This window comes from Sporosarcina trichiuri (assembly GCF_030406775.1).
Lineage (GTDB): Bacteria > Bacillota > Bacilli > Bacillales_A > Planococcaceae > Sporosarcina > Sporosarcina trichiuri.
Genome location: NZ_CP129119.1, coordinates 1,824,387 through 1,845,348 on the forward strand (window position 1 = coordinate 1,824,387; position 20,962 = coordinate 1,845,348).

Below are 20,962 nucleotides of genomic sequence, written 5' to 3' on the forward strand. Positions count from 1 at the left end.
CCGATATCCCCCGGCTGTATGCCAAAAAGCCCGGCTGCCAATCGGCAGCCGGGCTTTCACTTCATCAAATTACAATTTAAACGCACGCACCAGGCCGTTCAAGTCCTCCGCCAGCTGGGCGAGCTGCGCCGAACTGCCAGCGACTTCTTCCATGGAGCTGCTCGTCTGCTGGGATGCGGCGGATGTCTCCTGCACTCCGGCCGCGGACTGCTCGGAGATGGCCGCAATCTCTTCGACCGATTCGCTCATCTCTTCACTGCCTGCCGTGATATCTTCCAGGTTCTTCGAAATAATGTCGATATCCTCTGCCATCGCTTCCACTGCCTGGCGGATCTCTTCGAACGTCACCTGGGTCGTCTGCAGCTGTGCAGTACCTTTTTCGACTTCTTCATAACCAGTTTCAAGGGAACCGGCCACACTGCCGGATTCCTGCTGGATCGTACCGACGATGCCGGTGATATCCGTCACGGATACTGCAACCTGTTCGGCCAATTTCCGTACTTCCTCTGCGACGACGGCGAACCCTTTGCCGTGCTCACCTGCGCGTGCCGCTTCGATTGCCGCGTTCAGTGCCAGCAGATTCGTCTGGTCCGCGATATCCTTGATGACGACAACGAGTTTCGAAATCTCCTGCGACTGGGCGTCCAGCCCTTTGATCTTCTCAACGGCATCCTGGACGATCGCATCGATCCGCTCCATCTGTTCGGAAGATGCCCTCATGAGTTCGGATCCGGTTCCCGTCTTCACCAATACCGACTCGGACGCTTCCCGGACCGATTCCCCACGGGCGTTCGCATCTTCCACACGCTCCGCGAACCGCTCCATCACCATCGCCAGATCTGTCGCTGTATTCGCTTCACTCTCGATACCCGATGTCAATTCCTGCATCGTCACCGCAATCTGACGGGACGCCAGATTGACTTCGTTCGACGACTGGGTCAGCTCTTCACTGTGTGCCGAAACGGATGAAGACACGCCATCGATGTCATTCAGCATACTGCGTGTTCGGCTGCTCATCTCGTTCGTCGCCGCAGCCAGCTGGCCGACTTCATCCCGCGTGCGCACCTCGAGCGGTTTCTGGCTCAGATCTCCATCCGCAATCTGGTTCATACGGTCCATGACACGGCGGATCGGTGCTGTGATAATGCGTCCGGTCACCAGCGCCGCTACGATACTGACAACCAGCACCGCCAGCAGGACGATGAAAATCCAAGTGAGGGTCTGCTTCCCGCTCGCGATGATCTCACGGCCGTGGTCCATCGTCAGCTGTTCCCGATGATCCGCGATTTCATGATATTCATCGATCAATCCATTGCCTTCGACCGACAGGGACTTCAGGTTATCCGCCGCACGTTCCGGACGGTTCTGATCATACATATCGATGACTTCCGTCGTCAGCTTCTTCCGCCAGCTGATCATCCGATCGACCAAGTCGCCGAATTCCCCCGACGTGCCGAGCTTTTCCGCTTCCGCCTGCAGGGCGATCCCTTCTTTTGTCAATTCCTCGAATTCCTGCTTATAGGAATCCTCCCCGAACAGTATGTATGCCCGCACCGCCGACAGACGGCCCGCCATCGTATTGGCGAGTTTCAGATCGACAGCCATCAGTTGCGCATCCTGCTCCACAATCTCCTTCGTCATCTTGTTCACCGAATTGACCGAAAAGATCACATAGATTCCCATTCCCAAAACCATCAGGACAACAATCCCGAATGCCGTCAGCAGACGGCCTTTCAAACTTTTGAATCCTTTCACGCGTTTCATGACAGTCCCCTTCTTCTAAGCGTACCAATTGGCCGCTTTCATTTCTCTGAGATTTTGAACACAAGAGCTATTATAGTTCCACACAAGTCTAAAGTCACTAGTTTTTATATATTTTTAATGACTTTGTACCCTTTCCTCTTACACTTGATGGTTAGTTCACTTCCATTGGTGTGGTAATGTTTTCATACAACAAAAACAGGCTGCGACGGTACACAGCCTGCTGTATATTTTAAAATTGGTAGATCGCCCCGTACTTCTTGGTGTAGAAATCAATCAGATACCTCGGGTTCAATTCCTCAGAAGTCGCTTCCCGAAGGAGCTCAAGCGGACGTTTCGTCTTCCCGTATTGATGGATATGGTCGGTGAACCACTGCCGGACAGGCAGGAAGTCGTTCTCCTGCACACAGCTGCTGAAAGGGATCTCGTTCTGCATGGAATGATGCAGCTGAGCCGCGTACAAATAGCCGAGTGCATAGGATGGGAAGTATCCGAAGTCGCCGCTTGACCAGTGGATGTCCTGCAAGACGCCGTCCCGATCTGTTTGCGGAATGATACCGAGGTGTTTCTCCATTTGCTCATTCCACGCACCCGGCAGCTCAGCCGCATTAAGATCACCGGTCATCAGACCTTTTTCCAGCTCATACCGCATCATGATATGCATCGGATAGGTCAGCGGATCCGCGTCGATCCGAATCAGGGATGCCTGCACATCATGCAGCGCCAAGTAGAAGTCATCGAAAGCGACCGAGCGGAAATGGGACGGGGAAAATTCCCGGAACCAATCGTAATTCGTTTCCCAGAATCCCCGGTCTGCTGCAACGAATACTTCCCAATACAGCGACTGGGACTCGTGCATACCCATTGAGCTCGCTGCTGATAATGGTGTACCTTGCAGCCGGCGTGCGATATTCTGCTCGTACAGCGCATGCCCGCCCTCATGGATGGCACTGAAGACACTTGTCCGGAAATCATTTTCGTCATACTTCGTCGACAGCCGGACGTCCTGCTGGTTGATGGCGAAACTGTACGGATGGGCGGACGTATCGAGGCGTCCGTCTGAAAACCGGTAGCCGATCCGTTCCAGCAGCGCTTCACAGAACGCTTTCTGCCGAGTTGCCGGAAACGGGACCGTCAGCAGGGAAGTGTCGGCTTTCAGCGGACTCGCCTTCACTTGTTCAATCAGACCTGTGAGCGATTGCTGCAGCGCGGGAAATACCTCGTCGAGCATATCCACTTTGACGCCTGGTTCATGGTTGTCAAGCAGTGCGTTATACGGATGCCCTTCGTATCCCCAGCGATCCGCGAACTCCCGGTTGAAGCTGACGATCTGCTGCAAGTACGGCTCGAACAGCTTGAAATCATCTGTTTTCCTCGCTTCTCCCCAGACCGCCTCCGATTTCGAACAGAGCGTCACGTACTGACGGTAGCGGTCATTTGGGATCTTCCGGCTCTTTTCATAGATTCGATTGCATTCCTCTGCAGCCTGGAGGATGAATTCATTCTCCGAAACGGCTTTCATTTCCTCGATCATGTCTTTCATACGGTCGGATGTCTCCGACTCCTGGAGTTTCGCCGACAGGATGCCGGTCACGTCCGCCCGGCTGTCCACGCCGCCCGGCGGCATCTGCGTATGGGAATCCCACTGCAGTACGGTCAGCGCTTCCTTGTAGGCGTTCTGCTCTTTCATCAGTTCCATGAACCGCTGTTCGTTCACGGTCAAGTCCATAAGTCGTTCCCTTCTTTCCTTGCATATGTCATCGCCTGTTGCTCTTCGGGTCGAACGCGTCTCTCAGCCCATCACCGATGAAGTTGATGGCGAGTACGGTCACCAGGATGCCGAGACCGGGCGGCAGCCATACTTCCGGCTGATCGCGGAGCACCCGCAAGTTCTGCGCTTCCGAAAGCATGTTACCCCAAGTCGGAGTCGGCTGAGGAATCCCCATCCCGATGAAGCTCATCCCTGATTCCACGATGATCATCGTGGCCATCATGAGTGTCGCATTGACGATGATCGGACCTACCGCGTTCGGCAGGAAGTGTTTGCAGATGATGCGCAGATCACTTGCACCGAGCGCTTTCGCCCCTGTGATAAACTCCTCTTCACGGATGGACAGGAATGCCCCGCGGATCAGCCGGGTCAATGTCGGCCATGTCGTGATCGCTATGATGGTTACGAAGACACCGATGGTCACGTTATCCAGCAGCGCGATGATCGTCAGGGCAAGGACGAGGAATGGCAGCGCCAGGAACAGATCCGCCATCCTCATGATGAAGCTGTCGACCTTCCCGCCATAGTAGCCGCTGATCGCTCCGGTCACCACTCCGATCGACAAGGTGAACAGCATCGCACTGAACCCGACGATCAGGGAGACCCGTCCGCCATAGAGCAGCCGTGCCCAGTTATCACGTCCTGAACTGTCCGTTCCGAGCAGATGGCCATTTCCCGGCGGACTGTCGACTGCAAGGAGGTCTCCCCGTTCCGGATCATACTGGGTGAGAAGCGGTGCGAAGACTGCCGCCAGGATGACCAGAAGCAGAACGATGACACCAGTCACCGCAAGCTTGTTTTTCAGGAAACGGCGGAGGGCCAGCTGAAACGGACTTTTCGGTTTCTCTTTCACGGCAGCATGCTGGTCCTGCACTGTGTCATTTGGATAGGTTTGCATTCAATTTCACCTCATTCATAGCGGATTCTCGGATCGACAGCACTGTAGAGCATATCCGCCAGCAGATTGCCGACAAGGATCGTTACCCCCAGCAGAAGGTTGATTGCCATGACAACCGGATAATCACGGTTGACAATCGATGTGATGAACAGTGTCCCGAGCCCCGGATAGTTGAAGACCTGCTCGGTGATGACTGCACCGCTCAGCAATGCGCCAAATTCGAATCCAAGCAGTGTGATGATCGGAATGATCGCATTCCGCAGCGTGTGTTTATATAAGATGGATGATTCACTCATCCCTTTCGCCCGTGCAGTCTTGATGTAGTCACTGCCGAGTACATCGAGCACTTCCGAGCGCATATAGCGCATGTATGTCGCGGTGCCCGCCAGGCCCAGTGTCAGACCCGGCAGGATCATATGGTGCAGCCTGTCCAGGAACAGTGTAAAACCTGTCGCGTCCACGCTGGAGACCGTCCCCTGTGCGGGGAACCAGCCCAGACTGATCGCAAACACGAAAATTGCAATGAGCCCGAAGAAGAAGTTCGGCACTGCAAGCCCCATGAATCCGAACGCAGTAGCGCTGTAATCGAGCATCGAATACGGATGCTTCGCTGAATACAGACCGATCGGAATCGCGACAAGCAATGTAATCGCCAATGCGAACGTACCGAGGTAGACGGTGTTCATCAGCCGTTCGCCGATCAGGTCCGTAACAGACCGTCCATTGTATGTGATCGATTCGCCGAGATTCCCTTTGGCGACGGATCCGACCCAGTGCATATATTGCACAGGCACAGGATCATTCAGCCCAAGAGCCTCCTTTCGCAGTTCGTACACTTCCGGATCGATACTCGGATCGAGGATCTTTCCTGTGAACGGATCGCCCGGTGCCGCTTTCGCCAATCCGAAAATGATGACCGTCAGCAAAAACAGCATCGGGATGAAGACCAGGATCCTTCTGATAGCGTATTGAAACATCTTGCTCACCTCTCTATCTTGTTGACTGCTCAATCGTCCGCATTCCGGCCGATCATCGGCTGACCCACCAGTCCTGGACGTTGTTCATGATTGTGAACGGCAGCGGTTCGATTCCTTCAACACGGTCGTTCACGACCCATAGGTTGTCCTGCACGTAAAGGAACAGTGCCGGCAGGTCTTCCGAGAATTCCCGCTGCCAGTCAGCATAGACTTCCTTCCTATAATCCTGATCGAATGCCTCCGGCGCTTTCATCGCCTGCTTCAGCAGGGCATCCGCCTCTTCGTTGTTCCATCGGGAATAGTTGTAGGCAGCTTCAGATGACCACAGGCTCGATGGATCAGGATCGTGGCTGTCGAGCGCCCAGCCGAGCAGGAATAGGTCCCAGTCGCTGTCCCTGTTTTCAAGCGCATCGATATACGCTGTCATTTCCTTCGGCTGCCGCATATTGACACGGATGCCCACTTCCTCCAATTGCTGCTTCAGCAGAGGCGCGGTCCGTTCCCTGATTTTGTTGCCTGTCGGGAAATCGAGGTTCAGCACCCACTTGCCGCCATCCGGATCTTCCCGGAAGCCGTCACCGTCGCGGTCGGTATATCCTTCTTGATCGAGCAGCTGTTCCGCTTTCCCGGGATCGTGCGTATAGTCGACCGGTGCGTCCTCGCTGTATGCCCAGAACTGCCGGGCGATCGTAGTGTTCGTTTTCTCTCCGTGCCCATATAGAAGACCATTGATGATCCCCTCCCGGTTGACCGCATAGGCGATCGCCTGACGGACTTTCGGGTTGGCGATCTTCTCATTCACTTTCCAGCTGTCCGGGTCCTTCGCTTTCTGGTCATTGGCAGCCGGATCCCGGTAATTCATCTTGAATCCAAGGAATTGGTTCCCGAACTCAGGCTGTTCGATGATCTGCAGATTTCCCATAACCTGGACGGATTTGTAATCCGCCGGCGACATGCCGTTCGGATCGGCTACGAAATCGATGTCGCCTGTCTTCAGCAGCCCTGTCATGATCGCTTCATCGACGACTTTCCAGACAATCTTTTCGAGATGCGGGCGCCCTTTCCAATACTCGTCGTTCCGCTCGAATACGTACTGCTGGCGGTCGACGATCTTCGTCAACTTGAATGGACCCGTACCGATGACCGACCCGCCTTTCAATGAGGCATCCGATTTCGGAATATCCTGGATGGGGATCTCCCCGAAGATATGCTTCGGGATGATCTGGAATCCGGCAGAGTAAAGCGGAGTTACATTCGGTTCCGCAAAACTGAATTTGACCGTATACGGATCGATCGCTGTCACGCCTTCGAACTTTTCCGTGTCGCCGGCGTTGTATTCGTCGTACCCTTTCAGTCCCTGCACATAGTCCGTCCGGAAACCGCCCGTTTCGACGTACAGCGGATCGGACATCATCTGATAGGTGAAGACAACGTCCTCTGCAGTGAATTCCTCACCGTCATGCCACTTCACGCCTTCCTCTAATTGAAAGGTGATTTCCGTCTGGTCCTCATTCGTTTCCCATTTTTTTGCGAGCTGCGGGACGAATTCCAGCTGGTCGTTCTGGCTGACAAGGCTCTCATGCGTCAATCGCAGAATCGCTTCATCGTAAGCTTCTTCGTAGAATATCGGGTTGAACATCCCGGTCGGTGCGGTTGCCATTGCCCCGACGACGATGCCGCCTTCTTTCGGTTCTCCAGGTGCGGTATCCGCCGATTCATCCGGCCCCCGGTCTTCCTTCAAACCGCAGGCGCCGAGCAACAGAATGGCAGCGGTCAACAGGACCAGCGTTCGGAATCGAATTCTTGTTCTCATGGCCGCGACACCTCTTTTTCGATCTGTTTCTGTAGTCGGTGCTCCCTGGCCGGCTCGGTATTCAAGTGGCAGGCAGCGAAATGACCATCCGACAATTCCGTGAGCTCAGGTTTCTCCGTTATGCACCTGTCGAAAGCGAATGGGCAGCGTGTCCTGAACACGCAGCCCGACGGCGGATCCGCAGGGCTCGGCATCGTCCCTTTCAAGATGATCTTCTCTCTGGTCCGCTTTTTTTCAGTGCCTCTGTCCACGACAGAGACGGAATCGAGCAGCGCCTGTGTATAAGGGTGTTTCGGGTTGTCATACAAACCCGATTTCGGGGCGATTTCGACAATGTTGCCGAGGTACATCACCACAATGCGGTCGCTGATATGCTTGACGACGCTCAGATCATGGGCGATGAACAAATACGTCAGGCCGAGCTCATCTTGAAGGTCCATCATAAGATTCAGCACTTGCGCCTGGATGGATACGTCGAGTGCAGATACGGGTTCATCGCATACGACGAACTTCGGATTATTGACGAGCGCCCTCGCAATGCTGATCCGCTGCCGCTGACCACCCGAAAATTCATGAGGATACTTTTGGAGATCCGCAACCCGCAAGCCGACTTTCTCAACAATCGCTTCCACTTTCCGTTTCCGTTCGGCTTTCTGCATATCGGTCTGGATGATCAGCGTCTCTTCGATCAGTTCCTGGACACTCATCTTCGAGTTGAGCGAAGAAAAGGGATCCTGGAAGATGATCTGCATGTCTTTCCGGATACTGCGCAGCTCTTTCTCTTTCAGTCCGGTTATGTCCCTTCCTGCGAAAGTGATAGTACCGTCAGTTGCGCTCAGCAGCCTGAGAATCACACGTCCGAGTGTGGACTTGCCAGAACCCGATTCTCCGACGACGCCAAGTGTTTCCCCTTCCCGGATGCTGAATGACACATCATCAACCGCTTTGACATTTCCGGTCGTGTGACGGATGACTCCGCTTTTGATCGGAAAGTATTTCTTCAGATGGCGCACTTCCAGCAGATGATCCGCGGAAGCTGCCTGATTAAAGTTCAAATCGCTCATTTCTCCTCCTCCTCATACAAATGGCAGCGGGCGAAGTGGCCGGGACTGACTTCCAGCAGCTCCGGATTGCTTTCCAGGCAACGGTCCATGACGAACGGACACCGAGAAGCGAACCGGCAGCCCTTCGGAAAGTCCGTAGCAGCGGGCACAGCCCCCGGAACGGTCTTCAGGCGGTCTGTATCAGTGGTCAAATCCGGCATGCTGTCGAGCAGCCCCTGTGTATATGGATGTTTTGTATGGCGGAGCAGCTCTTTGGTCGGGGCCTGTTCCACGACCTGCCCGCCATACATGACGATGACCCGGTCTGCATAGTCGGAGACAACCCCTAAATCGTGAGTGATCATAAGTATCGACATGTCCATCTTCTTACGCATGTCGTCGAGCAATGTGAGGATTTGTGCTTGGATGGTGACATCGAGTGCAGTAGTCGGTTCGTCTGCGATGAGTAATTTCGGCTGGCAGGAGATCGCAATGGCAATCATGACACGCTGGCGCATGCCTCCAGATAATTTGTGGGGATACTCATCGACGATTTGCTCCGGGCGTGTGATGCCGACTTCTGCGAGAAGCCGGACCGCTTGTTCACGTGCCGCTTTCTTGCCCATTCTCTTATGCTTACGCAGCATTTCGGTGATCTGACTGCCGATTGTGAATACCGGGTTCAGCGCGGTCATCGGTTCTTGGAAGATCATCGCCATCTCCTTGCCGCGGATCCGCTCCAGTTCCTTATCGGATAGCCCTGTCAGTTCACGACCATCCAGCCGGATGGATCCGTCTTCGATTCTTCCCGGCTTGCTGATCAGCCCCATGACGGAATTCGCCGTCATGCTTTTTCCGCTGCCGGATTCTCCGACAATCGAAAGTGATTCTCCTGGACGGATCTCGAAAGATACATCGTCGACTGCCTTCGCAATCTTCTGGTCGTCCACATGAAAGTACGTTTTCAAATGTTCCACATTCAATACCGGACGCTCCATCTTCCCACCTCACTTTTAAATTTCAAGTTTAATCGCAATTAATTTGTAATCATGATTACACAGTTTGATAAATTACATGCTAACATATAGAAATTAAGATAACAATGAGTTTTCAGAACTAAGACAGCGCTTCCAATAGGTGTTCATCACTGAATTATGTCCCGATGCCGATAAATTCGGCGATATGTCCGATACTTCACGCGAAGTGTCCGATAACTCCGGCGAACTGTCCGATACTGGCGGACATATGGCCGATACTTCACACGAACTGTCCGATACGCCGCCGCCACCGCTGCCCCCGTGCTGCCTCCACCGTGTAAAACTGCCGGCCGGGCCTCCGCCGCGGCCGCCGCTCCGTACATATACTACACTGAATTCACCAAACAACCGGAAAGGAACGATGCGATCATGAAAGCGTTTGTCTGACGGAGCGAGGCCACCGACGATATCGTCCTGCAGGAGGTGGACCGTCCTTCGATCAGTGAACATGAATTGCTCGTCCGCGTCAGGGCGGTCGGTGTCGGCATCCACGATTCCTACTTCCTGCCGCAGGAGATGGCGTACCCGTATCCGATCGGCATCGAAGCAGCCGGCGTCATTGAACAGACCGGCAGCTCCGTGACGGACTATCAGACGGGAGACCGGATCGCCTTTGTCAGCATGATGCAGCCGAAGGGAGGCACATGGGCAGAGTATGCCGCTGTCACGGAGGACTCCCTGATCATCCCGATCCCTGACTCCATGGATTTCACTGAAGCCGCTGCCATCCCGGTCGCCGGCAACACAGTGCTCCATGCGATGACCGCGCTGCCGCTGCAGTCCGGCGATTCCGTCTTCATCGCCGGCGCGTCGGGCGCCATCGGCACATTCGCCATCCAGATCGCCAAGGCGCGCGGCTGGCATGTGGCGGGTTCCGCCTCTCCGAAGAACCATGACTATATGAAGTCGCTCGGGGCCGATAAAACGGTCGATTACCGGGACCCGGCATGGGCCGATGTGATCCGCAGCTGGCGGCCGGGCGGTGTGGACGCCGCCATCGCCATCCAGCCCGGCACGGGGACCGACAGTATGCACGTCGTCAAGGACGGCGGTACAGTTATCACGATTTCAGGCGACCGTTTTCCGCCCGAGCGCGGCATCCATGTCGCATTCGTGCCGCACAAAGCGGATGTCCGCAGGCAGCTGGCGGAGTTGTTCGCGTCCATTTCGGACGGTCAGACACAGCTCGTCATCGAAAAGGTCTATCCATTCGACCAGGGACTCAGCGCCCTCAAGAAGACGCAGACCCGGCATGCCAGAGGGAAACTCGTCCTCTCCCTGGAATGACCTGCATGGAATTGCATACCCCAGTTTCATCATTCAGGCCGCGCCGCATGGATATGGGAACTTCCCCTGCCATGAGGTATTTTCATTCTTCTGAACTTTTTCTACGGAACACGATTATAATCATAACATTCGGGTATGACATATTGATAGCCTGTCAGATGCAATCTGGCAAGGTGCTAAATTCAACATGCAGGAAGGCAGACAGGCTGTGCCGTCTGTCCTTTTACCATGAGGAGGGTGTGAACAAGATGGCAGACGAGAAACGGACTCCCGATAAGGAGCCGCAGAGTTCACCGATGAGCCGCCGGACGTTCTTGAAAAACAGCGGAATGGTCGCCGGCGGCGTCGTCGGTGGTTCCCTGCTCGGCGGTCTGTTCATGAATGACCGCAAAAACGAGAAGGAGAAGAAAGAGGAGAAGACCGAAACGACGACCTCTTTCCAGGAAGCCCGCATATTCTTCACACGCGAAGAGGACTTCAGAGCACTGGAAGCGGCAACCGAGTGCATTTTCCCTGAAGACCATCACGGCTCCGGAGCGATCGGTCTCGGTGTTCCGTACTTCATCGACAAACAGCTCGCAGGCGATTGGGGCATCAACGCCCGGGATTACCGGAAAGGCCCCTTCAAAGTATACGAAGCCGGCCAGCTTGCGCCGGATGCCTCCACGGAAGCTGCCAACCCGAAACCGGTCGGGGCAAGCAGCCAGGGGGAAGACCCGTCGGATTCCCACTTGCAGGACCAGTCCATCCTGACCCGGCGTGAAATCTTTACATACGGTCTCCGCGCACTCAACAGCAGCAGCCAGGACCAGTATAAGAAGCCCTATTACGAATTGGAGGAAGACCAGCAGATCGACCTGCTGCACAAATTCGAAGAGGGCAAAGCGAAGATGAAAGGCGTCCCGTCTTCCGTCTTCTTTGCGCTTCTGCGCCAGGCGACATTGGAAGGTGCCTATTCCGATCCGATCTACGGCGGCAACAAAAACATGGAAGGCTGGAAGATGCGCAATTATCCCGGCGCGTACCCGTCCTATATGGGCCTTCTGGAGAAAGATGAATTCGCGGAACTGAAGCCGGTCGCCCTGAAAGACACCCAGCATCATTAAACGAAACAGGAGGAATGCACCTTGGCGAAAAAACTGAAAAAAGCGGACGTTGCAATCATAGGAAGCGGATGGGCAGGAGGCATCATCGGTGCTGAACTCTCGAAGAAAGGGTACAAAGTGGTCGCTCTCGAACGCGGTGAAGACCGGGAAGTCGCAGATTTCAGAGGAGAGAAAGACGAACTGCGCTACTCCCAGCGCTATGCCCTCATGCAGGACCTTTCCAAGGACACCATGACATCCCGGGCAACCCAAGACGAAGAGGCCCTCCCCGTCCGGACGAATAAGAACGCAATACTCGGGACGGACAAAGGGGGATCCGGCGTCCATTGGAACGGTGTCAATTTCCGGTACCGTCCGTATGATTTCGAGATCCGCTCGAAGACGGTCGAACGGTACGGCGAGTCCAAGATCCCTAAGGGGATGACCATCCAGGACTGGGGCCTGACCTATGATGATCTGGAACCATACTATGACAAATATGAAAAGACAGCAGGCATGTCCGGGGAACCGAACCCGATCGGTCCGAAACGTTCGGATGATTACCCGAATGTCCCGTCCCTTGAAACGCCGTCCATCCGGCTGTTCAAGGATGCATCGGAAAAACTGGGCTATCATCCATACCAGCTGCCGACCGCAAACGTGACAGAGCAGTATACGAACCCAGACGGCGAAACGATCAACGCCTGTGTCTACTGTGCATTTTGTGAAACCTACGGCTGCCATTTCGGTGCGAAAGCCGATCCGATCATCACTGTCCTGAAGACAGCCCAGAAGACCGGCAACTATGAGCTCCGCTACAACGCATATGCTCACCGCATCCTGCACCAGAATGGCAAAGCGACGGGGGTCCTGTACACCGACACCCTGACCGGCCAGGAATACGAACAGCCGGCGGATGTCGTCGTCGCTGCAGGATTCATCTTCTCCAACACCCGCCTCATGCTTTTGTCAAAGATCGGGACACCATATAACCCGAAGACCCGCGAAGGGATCATCGGCAAAAATTTCACAGGCCACTTCAGCAACATCAACTATCTCGGTGCACGGGGCTTCTTCGAGAAGAAGGAGTTCAACACCTTCATGGGGGCGGGCGCACTCGGTGCCACGTTCGACGATTTCGCTGCTGATGATCTCGACCACACCGATCTCGATTTCCTGCATGGCTTTGAAGTGCAGCATCAGGTGTCGGGTCTGCGGCCGATCGAAAACAACTTCGTCCCATCCGGCACACCTTCGTGGGGCAAGGAGTTCAAAGACAAGTCGATCCATTATGCCAATCGTCATCTATACGTCAATGCATTGACCGGCACGATGCCATGGGATCATAACTACATGGATCTCGATCCGAAATACACCGATTTCCGCGGCGATCCGCTTCTTCGTGTGACGAACAAATACACCGATCAGGATAAAAACCTCATGCGCTACGCTATCGATATCTGTACAAAAATCATGAAGGAAATGGGCGCGGACACCGTGGAACCTGACAAAGTGGAAGATGATACGGAGTTCAACAACTCCTACACGACCGGTCACTTTGCGGGAGGCGTCATCATGGGGGATGACCCGGCCACCTCCGCACTCAACAGCTATCAGCAGATGTGGGAGATGGACAACCTGTTCGTCGCCGGTGCCTCCTCTTTCCCGCATTTCGGCAACTACAATCCGACTGAAACCGTCGGGGCGCTCGCCTACCGGACGGCAGACGGCATCGACCGGTATCTGAAGGAAGGCGGCCTCCTCGTCCAGGCGGAACAGACTGCCCTTTCCTGATCAGCTCTTTTGCACAAACCATCAGGCGGCTCATCCATCCGATGAGCCGTCTTTTTCCGTGTTCCACAGGGAGTGCCGGATGTTTAACTCCGCGATAGAAAGGTAGGTAATAAATAGGAAACTTTATCATCAGGAGGTTATAGCATGAGTCACATCCAAGGTACCCAGCATTCATTCTGGAAGACGACAGGAGGCGGTGTCAGTTACCCGAAACTGGCAGAGGATATCGAAGTGGATACAGCTGTCATCGGCGGCGGGATCTCCGGAGTCCTCGCTGCCTACTGTCTCGCCAAAGCGGGACAATCGGTGGCGCTTGTGGAAGCGCGTGAATTCGGAGCAGGCAGCACAGGCGGCACGACTGCCAAACTGTCCGCCCAGCATCAGCTGATCTATCACGAAATGATCGGACGCGACGGAGCGGATACTGCAAAACAATACTATGAAGCAAACGAAGACGGACTCGGCTTCATCCGATCCGTCGTCAAAGAACATTCGATCGACTGCGATTTCTCGGATATGGATTCCTATGTCTTTTCGCAGGACGGCAGCCATTCCGACAGCTTGCGGAACGAAGCGGACGCCTACAGACAGATCGGGGCGGACGGCGGACTTACCGATTCGATCCCTCTCGATTTCAACGTCGCCTCGGCACTCGTCCTGCGGGATCAGGCGGAATTCCATCCGGTCAGATTCCTGCACGGTGTCCTGAAAGAGATCCATAAGTTGGGCGGCAGGATCTATCAGCATACCCGCTATATGGACAAGGCGTATCATAGCGATTATCTGACGCTGACAACTGATACACCGTATACGATCACATGCAAACAGGCGGTTCTCGCCACCTTGTTCCCTGTCGAAGATCCGCACTCGTTCTATTCCAACACCCTGAAACCGATGACATCCCATCTGACCGCTTTCAAAAGCGATAAAGCCTTCGACAAAGGGATGTACATCAGCGACGATGATCCGAAGCGGACGTTCCGCGGCGCGCATGACGGAGACCAGCCGATCCTCATCGTCGGCGGTGACACGCATCCGACCGGCAATGATACGTCCACCATCGATCATTACGAATCGATCCGGGAATTCGCGAAAGCCGAATTCGGTCTCACCGGGATGCTCGCCTACTGGTCGGAGCACGACCTGATGACCCCCGACCGCCGTCCCTTCATCGGACCGATCGAAGAGGGCGATGACAAAATGTATGTCATGACAGGCTACAGCAAATGGGGGCTGGCCATTTCAGGCACCGCTGCACAGCTCATCACGGATCTGATCACCGGTCAGCAAAACAAATACAAAGAGCTGCTGAGCCCGCAGCGCAGCATGCCGGATGATGAAAGCCGAAAGCAAGACGAACCGTCCCTTTCGGACATGGCGGACCGTCTGCATAACGGACAAGCGGAGAAGTTCGAACAGGATGGCGAGCCGGCAGGCATGTACAAAGACCATAACGGCAAGATCCATTACGTCGACTTATCCTGTACGCACCTCGGTTGTGAAGTCTCCTGGAATGACGGGGATGAAACTTGGGACTGCCCATGCCACGGCTCGGTCTTCAGAGGATCCGGTGAAGTCATTGCAGGCCCTGCAAAAAAACCGCTGAAAGGCATCAACCCGTTCTGATCCGCAGGAACCGGACAGCCATCCATAAGAAACGCCGCACACAACCCATGCCGGGATTGTGTGCGGCGTTTTCAGTGATGTGGATGGTCCTTTTTCCTGTTCACAAAAAACCTATCTGCCCGGCAAAGGGGCAGATAGGTTCTCTGCGATCATTCGAATTTCACATTCGGCCGCTTGTCGCTGTGCAGTGCATTCTTGATGAAATCATCGCTCAGTGGCAAATGCTCTTTCAGCAGTTCCGGCGGCGTCTGGGACATCCACTGGTTCAGTGACACGTCTGCGAAGTGGTCGCTGCGGAACATTTCCAGGAATACAAGCGGCGTTCTTCTAACTCGGCACCCTTCTGCCGGATGGCGGGCGCGCCGGCTTCTGAAACAGGAGACTATCCCCTTCGCAGCCTGCATACAATCCGATAACCATCCGAATGAGGAGTGATCATCTTGAAGACCTGTCCGGTTTGCAGCCATACGCAGCTTGATGGGAATTTCTGCGGGGAGTGCGGGACATCTTATGAGACTGTCCGAAAACGAACGGAAGCCGTCCCGGAGTCAGCCACCGTCCCCAACAGGGCCTGGAGGGATTTCACAAATGAGGTCCAGTCCTTCCTGCGGTTTGTCATGAGCCAGGCAAAAGCGCCGTCCGCCCATTTCCACACACAAGAGAACAGCTTTCCGCATAGCTGGATGAGTATTCTGCTGTATGTGTTCCTGGCCGCCACTTCTTTTTATTCCCTCTTCGCCGTACAGCTGCCAGCCCCGACCTGGCTGCCCGTCCTGTTGAAAGGCGGCTTGCTGCTGCTGTTGTTCCTCACCATCAATCTATCGGCCATCAAAGCGACCGCCATGGTTTTTTCAGTACCTCAGCCGCTCCCTGAACTGATCCGGAAACTTGGCGGATTCTTTGCAATGCCCATCATCCTTTCATCAGCCGCTTTGCTCCTCACATTCCTCGATGCCCACTCACTCGCAGTGATCCTGCTCATCGTGAGTCTCGCAGTCGCTTACATTCTCGTACCTCTGTATGTAATGCTGATGATTCTCTCCGGTTTCCCAGATACAATCGACGGGTTCAATGGCCTCCTGTTCTATGCTTCCTGCACGATCGTCTGTGTGATCGTACTGCTGGTGCTCATCGACGGCACGGCAATCGGCGGACTGCTCGGCGTCTTCCGCTGACAGCCGTTTCCCAACGCCTCACCGTACGGTAGGGGGTCTGAAAGGACCGGCCTGCATGGAGAACTTGAATTGTGTCCGGATGCCGATAAATTCCGCGATATGGCCGATAACTCCCCGCATTTGTCCGATACTCCGTGCGGAATGTCCCATACTTCTGCTCAAACGTCCGATACTCTCCCTGATTTGTCCGATACTCTGCCAGCGCCAGGGCCTGACTTGTCCCTTTAATCGCGCCATACAGGAAGCCTTCACCAGCCCGTTGCCGCGACCATGGACGGCTCCACAGAAAATGAGCACCGCGAGCACCAATCAGGAACTTGAATTGTGCCCGGATGCCGATAAATTCGGCGATATGGCCGATACTTCGCTTGAAATGTCCGATACATCGCCCCGACTGTCCGTTATCGCCGCCCATGTGTCCGATACTTCCCGTGATTTGTCCGATAGTCCCGATCACCGGTGTCTGCAGCCAGCCGCTTCCGCAAATCAAAAAAACCACCTGATCCGCCCGGCGGTATCAGATGGTGCTATACTGTTGCATTCCAATCTCCCCGACGGAAAGCCGACGGGCAACCGGGCCGGGAAATTTTCAGGACTCCAAATCTTTCATATACCACGCATCCATCGCCCCGTGCTCCGATCCGTCGAGCGGGCGGTCCAATTCCTGGAATCCGAGCTTGCCATACAGCCGGTTTGCGGTCGCAAGTTTCGTGGATGTCTCCAAATAGCATGACGCATAATGCCGTCTGGCGAAGTCGAGTGCCTCCGCCATCAGCTCCTTTGACAGACCGCGCCCCTGTGCTCTTGGTGCGACGTACAGCTTCTGCAGTTCGCAGATCCCCTGAGTCTCATCAAACGGTCCGATGCCGATGCCGCCGAGTACACGGTCTTCCGCATCCACAGCCACCCAATAGGCAGCGTCCGGGATCCCAGCGTAATGGCCATACAGATCGCCGAGCTGCGGGTCTGTATAGGCCGTTCCCGGTATGTCGAGACCGACCGCCTCAAGCGATTGCTTAATGATCCGCTCCATCTCCGCATTGTCTTTCTGTTCGATTGGACGTATCTGCATTGTGCCTCCCCCTCTTTCAATACTGTCGAGATAATATGAAGCTGTCCCCAGTCTACCATTACCCCCGCCGAGGTGACAGCAAGGGAGGGACGGAATGGTGTGTCCGATGAAACATGATCATAAAACCCGGATTCTGCTCATAAAACTCGGAAATTGATCATAAATACCAGATACCGCTCATAAAGCCAGCAAAATGATCATAAATCTCGGAAAATGATCATAAAATCAGTTTTGCGCTCATAAACGCCAGAAAGTGATCATAACTTCACACAACCCCGTTGGATGCGACCCACCGATACCTCGGGCGCGGGGAAATAGCATGCCTGCCACTCTCCCGTGCCGCGATGAATGCTCTTCACCAGCCAGTCCTGAACAGTCCTCCACGAATTCACTTAAAGGCACATCAAAAAGCCCTCTGATCCGTTTCCGGTCAGAGGGCTCCTTCTTCAGCTATCCATCAATAAGGATCGGCGTCTTTGCCTTTCTCGACGGCGTCTTCCGCCGCATCCTGCATCTTCGGTGTGCCGAAACCGAATTTGGACTTGCCCGATTCACGGCCCGGCACCTGCCCTTGCTCCATGTTCTTCATCTCTTCCGTTTTCTTCTGGATGCCTTCCTTCACACGGCGGCCATAGTCTTCGTCAGCCTGTGTGAAGTGGCCGATCATCGCTTCCTGGATGCGCACATCACACTGCGCGAGCGCGTCCGACAGATTTTTGATCAGTTCATCCCGCTCCCAGTCCTCGAACATCCGGTACGTTTCCCCGGCCTGGCCATAGTTGTTCGGCCGGTCGATCGGCGCGCTCATCGCTGCTGCGTTGAACGTCGGCCGGTGCGGAGGACGTTCTGCGCCGTCCGCTTCCTGGAGGCCGCCCAGCATGGACGGTTCGTAGTTGATGTGCGGGTTGTCCCCCGATTCGTCGGGGTTCCGGAAGTCCATCTGACCGCGCTGCTGGTTCGTCCGCACGTGTGTCTTCGGTGCGTTCGCCGGCAGCTGCAGATAGTTCGAGCCGACACGGTACCGCTGCGTATCGGAATACGAGAATGTCCGGCCCTGCAGCATCTTGTCATCCGAGAAGTCCATCCCGTCGACGAGGACGCCCGTCCCGAATGCCGCCTGTTCGATTTCTGTATAGAAATCTTTCGGGTTCCGGTCCAGCACCATACGGCCGACCGGCAGCCATGGGAATTTGTCTTCCGGCCACAGTTTCGTATCATCGAGCGGATCGAAGTCGAGTTCCTCGTGATAGTCATCCTCCATGATCTGGACGAAAAGCTCCCATTCCGGATAATTTCCGCGCTCGATCGCCGTATACAGATCCTCCGTCGCATGGCCGACCGATTTCGCCTGGATGGCGTCGGCGTCTTCCTGCGTCAGGTTGCGGATGCCTTCCTTCGGCTCCCAGTGGTACTTCACGAGGACGGCCTCGCCTTTGTCGTTCACACCATTTATACGTATTGACGCCCGAACCCTGCATATGACGGTACGTCGCAGGAATGCCCCACGGCGAGAACAGGAATGTGATCATATGTGTCGCTTCCGGCGAACGCGACACGAAGTCGAACATCCGCTGCGGATTCGGCACGTTCGACGCGGGATCCGCTTTGAACGCATGGATCATATCCGGGAACTTCATCGCATCACGGATGAAGAAGATCTTCAAGTTGTTGCCGACCAGATCCCAGTTGCCGTCCTCGGTATACATCTTCACTGCGAAGCCGCGCGGATCGCGTGCCGTCTCCGGAGAGTCTTTCGCTCCTCCGACTGTCGAGAAACGCACGAGGACCGGTGTCCGCTTGCCGGCGCCCGAGAACACCTTCGCCCGTGTATACTTCTCAACCGGCTCATCGCCGACTTTGCCATACGTTTCGAAAAAGCCGTGCGCACCTGAACCGCGGGCGTGGACGACCCGTTCCGGAATCTCTTCCCGGTCGAAATGTGAAATCTTTTCAATGAAATGATAGTTCTCCAGCGTCGCCGGTCCGCGGTCGCCGATCGTCCGGATGTTCTGGTTATCCTGCACCGGATGGCCCTGCCGCGTCGTCAGCGTCTCCCGCTGCACATCGTCATTGTTCTGCTTGTTCTTGTTCTGTTCGTTATCCAAACCGAATACCCCCCAGCAAGATTGTAGGAAACAGAAATTTCCTCATACTGGTCACAGTGTACCCGGATCATCTACATTGTAAACATTCTAATATAAAAACTAGTAGCAATTCGGATAACCGAACAAGAGTCATTCGGGATTCCGACTGTCCATGTGTTGCGGATGCCGGTATAGTGGAGAGGAAGCGAGGTGAAACAAATGGAGCATTCATTCACAGGGATCGACCATGTGCAGATCGCAGCACCTCCGGGGGCGGAGGAACAGGCGCGCGCCTTCTACGGACAGCTGCTCGGCATGCCTGAGATCGAAAAACCGGAGAATTTGAAATCACGGGGCGGCTGCTGGTTTTCGTGCGGCAGCCAGGAAGTGCATATCGGCATCCAGCACGATTTCCAGGCAGCCAAAAAAGCGCATCCCGGATTCACCGTACATGCGCTTCCATCCTTGCGGCATACCCTGCAGGAAGCCGGCTATGGAATTTCCGAAGAACCGCCGATCGACGGCCGGCAGCGGTTTTTCACACACGACCCGTTCGGCAACCGGATCGAATTCCTGGAGTTCGACTGATCAGCCGAGGAGAATCCGTTTTTCATCGGCATCCAGGCGGACGAGTTCCGCTTCGGATGCTTCTTTCTTCTGCATCAGCCTCGATTGCACACGCCGGACATCCTGCAGGACACCATTCAGTTTCTGCTTCCCTTCCGTGATCCGGGAATGGACGGCAAAATCCGAGAAGATGTTATCGAAGAACAGATCCGTGAACGTGAAGATGTCGTTGCGGTTCACCTGGAATGATGCGGTCGCCGCTTCCTGGACGTCCATCAGTTCCGTCTCATAATGACGGAGCGCCCGCTGCGCCTGGTGGACGAGATCGTCGGAACTGTTCACTTCGGAGTATTTCAGAGCGGATACGAGCAGACCGCCGCCGAGGAACGTATCCCACATCGACAGCCCTTCCGCGTTGCTCAGCTTGTCGATTGCCCTGTCGAGTGCGCGTTCCGCCTTTTCCCCCGCTTCAAACGCTTCATCCACCTCCCGCATCATCGACCGGATGCGCACACGGTCGTCTGCGATCTTCTGCAGTGTGGCCTGGGACGTTTCATCATTCATCCGGATCCATAATTCCTTTTCTTCGATGAACGCCGCCCACTCTTCATCCAAATAGGCATAGTCCGGATCGGCCGCGGTCTTTTTGAGCACCGATACCTCGTATTCCAGATCCTCCACGTGTTTGACCGATTCGTTGTAGGCGACTTCCGCCGCAGCCGCTTCCGCAATCTCCTTTTCCATCCGGGTATCGAGCGAGCCGGTCCATTCCTTGAGCTTATTCAGGAATGAGAATTTGCCGAGATCCATCACGTCTTTCTGTTCTTTCGTCAGTGCCCGCTCAAGCTGCCTGTTTTCCGCAACTGCCGCACTGAGCCGTGTCTGTGCATCGTCCAGACGGCGGCAGACCCGCGCGTATTCATTCCGTTTCATCGTCAGCGCCATCTGACGCTCCTGCATCGTTTCATTCAT

General features: G+C 55.0%; 16 protein-coding genes and 1 pseudogene. 6 read left to right on the forward strand and 11 right to left on the reverse strand.

Going from position 1 to position 20,962, the window contains the following annotated elements:
- Positions 1–69 precede the first annotated feature (69 nt).
- From QWT68_RS09415 to QWT68_RS09445, 7 genes are all read right to left on the reverse strand, one after another.
- Positions 70–1,764: a methyl-accepting chemotaxis protein gene (locus tag QWT68_RS09415; RefSeq protein ID WP_290148070.1), complete on the reverse strand. Its 1,695-nt coding sequence runs from the start codon at positions 1,762–1,764 to the stop codon at positions 70–72.
- A gap of 229 nt (positions 1,765–1,993) precedes the next feature.
- Positions 1,994–3,490: a carboxypeptidase M32 gene (locus QWT68_RS09420; RefSeq protein ID WP_290148071.1), complete on the reverse strand. Its 1,497-nt coding sequence runs from the start codon at positions 3,488–3,490 to the stop codon at positions 1,994–1,996.
- 28 nt (positions 3,491–3,518) lie between these two features.
- Positions 3,519–4,430: an oligopeptide ABC transporter permease gene (gene opp4C, locus QWT68_RS09425; protein WP_290148073.1), complete on the reverse strand. Its 912-nt coding sequence runs from the start codon at positions 4,428–4,430 to the stop codon at positions 3,519–3,521.
- A gap of 11 nt (positions 4,431–4,441) precedes the next feature.
- The gene (locus tag QWT68_RS09430; protein ID WP_290148074.1) at positions 4,442–5,407 is read right to left on the reverse strand and encodes an ABC transporter permease; all 966 of its coding nucleotides are present in this window, start codon (positions 5,405–5,407) and stop codon (positions 4,442–4,444) included.
- A gap of 52 nt (positions 5,408–5,459) precedes the next feature.
- Positions 5,460–7,220 (reverse strand): peptide-binding protein, encoded by a 1,761-nt coding sequence (locus QWT68_RS09435; RefSeq protein WP_290148075.1) that lies wholly within the window; start codon positions 7,218–7,220, stop codon positions 5,460–5,462.
- On the reverse strand, positions 7,217–8,284 hold the full coding sequence (locus tag QWT68_RS09440; protein WP_290148076.1) for an ABC transporter ATP-binding protein: 1,068 nt from the start codon (positions 8,282–8,284) through the stop codon (positions 7,217–7,219). The genes QWT68_RS09435 and QWT68_RS09440 overlap by 4 nt, the downstream gene beginning before the upstream one ends.
- Positions 8,281–9,261, reverse strand: a complete 981-nt coding sequence (locus tag QWT68_RS09445) for an ABC transporter ATP-binding protein (RefSeq protein WP_290148077.1) — start codon at positions 9,259–9,261, stop codon at positions 8,281–8,283. The genes QWT68_RS09440 and QWT68_RS09445 overlap by 4 nt, the downstream gene beginning before the upstream one ends.
- A 462-nt stretch (positions 9,262–9,723) precedes the next feature.
- Between QWT68_RS09445 and QWT68_RS09450 the strand changes: the two genes are divergently transcribed.
- The 4 genes from QWT68_RS09450 to QWT68_RS09465 all read left to right on the forward strand — a co-directional run bounded on the left by QWT68_RS09450 (position 9,724) and on the right by QWT68_RS09465 (position 15,092).
- The gene (locus QWT68_RS09450; protein WP_290148078.1) at positions 9,724–10,587 is read left to right on the forward strand and encodes an NADP-dependent oxidoreductase; all 864 of its coding nucleotides are present in this window, start codon (positions 9,724–9,726) and stop codon (positions 10,585–10,587) included.
- A 248-nt stretch (positions 10,588–10,835) separates the two neighbouring features.
- Positions 10,836–11,693 (forward strand): gluconate 2-dehydrogenase subunit 3 family protein, encoded by an 858-nt coding sequence (locus QWT68_RS09455; RefSeq protein ID WP_290148079.1) that lies wholly within the window; start codon positions 10,836–10,838, stop codon positions 11,691–11,693.
- Between the two features lie 21 nt (positions 11,694–11,714).
- Entirely contained in the window at positions 11,715–13,466 is a 1,752-nt protein-coding gene (locus tag QWT68_RS09460; RefSeq protein WP_290148080.1) for a GMC family oxidoreductase, read from the forward strand.
- Positions 13,467–13,610: 144 nt separating this feature from the next.
- Positions 13,611–15,092, forward strand: coding sequence for an FAD-dependent oxidoreductase (locus QWT68_RS09465; RefSeq protein ID WP_290148081.1), 1,482 nt, complete (start codon positions 13,611–13,613; stop codon positions 15,090–15,092).
- Between the two features lie 149 nt (positions 15,093–15,241).
- Here QWT68_RS09465 and QWT68_RS09470 read toward each other — a convergent pair whose 3' ends face one another.
- On the reverse strand, positions 15,242–15,394 hold the full coding sequence (locus QWT68_RS09470; RefSeq protein WP_290148082.1) for a cupin domain-containing protein: 153 nt from the start codon (positions 15,392–15,394) through the stop codon (positions 15,242–15,244).
- 315 nt (positions 15,395–15,709) lie between these two features.
- Here QWT68_RS09470 and QWT68_RS09475 point away from each other — a divergent pair, with 315 nt between their 5' ends.
- Positions 15,710–16,267, forward strand: coding sequence for a hypothetical protein (locus tag QWT68_RS09475; protein ID WP_290148084.1), 558 nt, complete (start codon positions 15,710–15,712; stop codon positions 16,265–16,267).
- Between the two features lie 589 nt (positions 16,268–16,856).
- On the opposite strand, the gene QWT68_RS09480 is transcribed toward QWT68_RS09475, so the two are convergent.
- On the reverse strand, positions 16,857–17,339 hold the full coding sequence (locus QWT68_RS09480; protein WP_290148086.1) for a GNAT family N-acetyltransferase: 483 nt from the start codon (positions 17,337–17,339) through the stop codon (positions 16,857–16,859).
- A gap of 457 nt (positions 17,340–17,796) precedes the next feature.
- A pseudogene (locus tag QWT68_RS09485) lies at positions 17,797–19,444 on the reverse strand (catalase).
- 198 nt (positions 19,445–19,642) lie between these two features.
- Between QWT68_RS09485 and QWT68_RS09490 the strand changes: the two are divergent.
- Positions 19,643–20,011 (forward strand): VOC family protein, encoded by a 369-nt coding sequence (locus tag QWT68_RS09490; protein ID WP_290150474.1) that lies wholly within the window; start codon positions 19,643–19,645, stop codon positions 20,009–20,011.
- On the opposite strand, the gene QWT68_RS09495 is transcribed toward QWT68_RS09490, so the two are convergent.
- Positions 20,012–20,962, reverse strand: a complete 951-nt coding sequence (locus QWT68_RS09495; protein ID WP_290148087.1) for a hypothetical protein — start codon at positions 20,960–20,962, stop codon at positions 20,012–20,014.